Source organism: Kitasatospora sp. NPDC091257, assembly GCF_044757675.1.
In the GTDB taxonomy this organism is placed as follows: Bacteria; Actinomycetota; Actinomycetes; order Streptomycetales; family Streptomycetaceae; genus Kitasatospora; species Kitasatospora lactacystinica.
Map to the genome: position 1 here is coordinate 1 of NZ_JBIVVI010001111.1, position 3,014 is coordinate 3,014.

2 protein-coding genes and 1 pseudogene are annotated in these 3,014 nt (G+C 75.8%); all 3 read right to left on the minus strand.

What is annotated here, in order from left to right:
* Positions 1 to 83: 83 nt before the first annotated feature.
* Positions 84 to 1,649, minus strand: coding sequence for an alpha/beta hydrolase (locus ACIQOV_RS35050; RefSeq protein ID WP_401054890.1), 1,566 nt, complete (start codon positions 1,647 to 1,649; stop codon positions 84 to 86).
* 71 nt (positions 1,650 to 1,720) lie between these two features.
* A complete protein-coding gene (locus tag ACIQOV_RS35055; protein WP_359907996.1) occupies positions 1,721 to 2,491 on the minus strand; it encodes an HNH endonuclease family protein in 771 nt (256 codons plus the stop codon).
* 142 nt (positions 2,492 to 2,633) lie between these two features.
* A pseudogene (locus ACIQOV_RS35060) lies at positions 2,634 to 2,853 on the minus strand (GTP 3',8-cyclase MoaA); the annotation flags it as partial.
* Between the last annotated feature and the right edge of the window lie 161 nt (positions 2,854 to 3,014).

Consider the following 3,014-nt stretch of genomic DNA (forward strand, 5'->3'; position numbering starts at 1 on the left):
CCTGACAGTGGGCCCGCAACCCCGAAGGGGGCGTGCCGCGTTCGCGCGGCGCGCCCCCTTCCGCCGTCCCCGGCCGCCCGTCCTCAGTCGGTCGCGCAGTGGGTGTCCGCCTCCGGCAGCCGTCCGTCCACCAGGTAGGCGGCCACCGCGTCCCGGACGCAGCTGCTCCGGTAGTAGGCCATGTGCCCGTCGCCGTCCCGGGTGAGCAGCACGCCGTGCTCCAGCCCGCCCGCCAGCCGCTGCGCCCAGGCGTACGGGGTGACCGGGTCGCCGGTGGAGCCGATCACGAGGACCGGCGCGCTGCCCTGCGCCCGGACGGGCTGCGGCGCCTCGGGCGAGCGGTACGGCCAGGCCCGGCAGTCCGGGACGAGCAGGGTGCCCGCCGGGTCGTGCCCGGTGGTCAGCGGGGCGCGGGCGGCGAGTTCGGCGAGGGCCGGGCGCAGTTCCGCGGCGGTGGGCGGCGGCGGGCCGTCGGCGCAGGAGATGGCGGCGAAGGCGTCGGCCACGCTCTGGTAGCGGCCGTCCTCGCCGCGTCCGTAGACGCTGTCGGCGAGGGCGAGCAGGTTCTCGCCCTCGCCCCGGGTGACGGCCGGTTCGATGGCGTCGCGCAGCCCGGACCAGGACTGGTGGCCGTCGGCGAGCGCGTCCAGGACGGCGCCCCAGCCGAGCGCGGCGGTGAGCGTACGGCCGTCGGCGGTGCGCAGCGGGTGCTCGCGCAGGCCGTCGAGGAAGCGGGCGAGGCGCTGCGGGGCGGTGGCCGGGTCGGGGCCGAACGGGCAGGAGTCCCCGTCCTCGGTGGCGCAGTCGGCGGCGAAGGCCCGGAACCCGTCCTCGGCGGCGGCGGCCTGTTCGATGCCGAGCCGGGCGGTGGGGACGCCGTGCTCGACGGCGCCGTCGAGCACGAGCCGGCCGGTGCGCTCGGGGAACTCCTCGGCGTAGCGGGCGCCGAGGTGGGTGCCGTAGGAGAAGCCGAGGAAGTCCAGGCGGCGTTCGCCGAGGGCGCCGCGCAGCACGTCGAGGTCGCGGGCGGTGTCACGGGTGCCGAGGTGCGGGAGCAGGTCGGCGTGCCGGGCCTCGCAGGCCTCGGCGAGGACCCGGCCGCGGCCGTAGCCCGGGTCGTCGGTGGCGTCCCACTCGTCGCGCGTGGAGTCGTCCAGGCACTGGACCGGGACGGTGTCGCCGGTGCCGCGCGGGTCGAAGCCGACCAGGTCGTAGCGGTCGTGCAGCGGCCCCTGATAGTTCTTCCAGCCCCAACGGACCATCTTGACACCGGAGTTGCCGGGCCCTCCGGGGTTGAGCAGCAGGGCCCCGAGCCGGTGCTCGCGGTCCGCGGCGGGCACCTCGGTGACAGCGACGTCGATGGTGCGGCCGCCCGGGTCGGCGTAGTCCAGCGGCACCTTGAGGGTGGCGCACCGCACGACGGCCGTGTCCGGGTCGGTGCCGTCGTCGCCGGGGCAGGGCTGCCAGTCGATGTGCTGGTCGTAGAGCGCGCGCAGGGCGGGTGTCGCGGTGGCGGCGACCCGCTCGTCCAGCGGAGGCCGGGCGACGCCGCCCGTGCAGCCGCTCGACAGCGCGAGGGCGAGGACGGCGGCGAGGGCGGGCACGGCGCGCCCGGACGAGCGGGGGAACCGGGAAGTGATCGGGGGCACCGCCCACGAATACCATCCGACCTGCGTCCGAAGCACATCGCACCCGCCCCCCGGCCGGGGTCAACGGTCCGTCAGCCGTCGCACTGCTGGAGCATGGCCTTCTTGTCGGCGTCGGTGACGGGCAGCTGGTACTTCAGCGAGACCTGGGCGAAGCGCACCGCGTAGGAGCAGCGGATCCCGGTGTCGGCGGGCAGCCAGGCGGCCGGGCCGGAGTCGCCCTTGGAGGCGTTCTGCGAGCCGTCGGCGGGGATCAGGTTGAGCGGGTCGTTGGCGATCTGGACGCGCTTGGCCTTGTCCCACTTGCTGGCGCCCATCTGCCAGTCGTAGGAGAGCGGCATCACGTGGTCGATCTGGATCTTGGAGGCCTGCTGCTTGGTCCACTGGACGCTCTTGCCGGTGTACGGGTCCCAGATGGTCATCGCGGTGACCGTGCAGTCCGAGCCGTCCTTGTGCTCGACGCCGGTGCCGTCCCGGGCGAGCAGGTCGTTGCGGGTGTCGCACTTGTTGCCGCCGAACGGGACGCCGTCGACGTTGTCCGTCCAGGCGGGGCCGAACTCGTTGCGGTCGTAGCCGTCCTTGGTGCCGACGGCGGCGGTGGCGACCTTGGCGATGACGTCCCGGCCGGCCTTCCGCTCCTCGGGGGTGGTCAGCGGCGCCAGGCCGGGCTTGGTGCCGTCCGGGTTCTGCAGCGGGCTGGTGCCGGTGGCCCCGGCGACAGCGCCGCCACCGGGCTTGGGGCCGGTCGACTTGTGGTCGCGGCCGCCGATCAGCCAGCCGACCAGCGCGAGCGCGCATATCAGGAACACGGTGGCGGCGGACAGGGTGGTGCGGCGGGCGGGCACGGAGAACTCCCGGGATCAGGGGCGGGGTGACGGCGAACCAGCAGATCAGCCGCCCCGAGAGCAGGTCAAGCCGACGCCACGGGCCGGGCCGGAGCATGTCGAAGCTCACACCCGCTCATGCCGCCCCGCCCCGGCGGGGCGTTCAGCCGCCGATGGCCGACATCGGACGGTCGGGCCGGACGAACCGCGCGCTGCCGATGGCGTGCCCGGGCCCCTTGCCGGCCACCGCCACCCGCCAGGCCGCCTCGATCGCCGCGTCGTCCGCCCCACCGCGCAGCAGTGCCCGCAGGTCCGACTCCTCGGTCGCGAACAGACGCGCAGCTGCCCGTCGGCGGTCAGCCGCACCCGCCGCAGCCGCCGCAGTGGCTTCCCCTTGTGGCTTCCCACCATGCGCGCCCCGGCCCCGACCGGGCAGGCTGGCCCCATGCAGACTGCGCCGACACCCGCCGGACCGGGCCCGGTCGCCGCCCTGGTCCTGGCCGCCGGGGGCGGGCGGCGCCTGGGCGGGCGGCCCAAGGCCCTG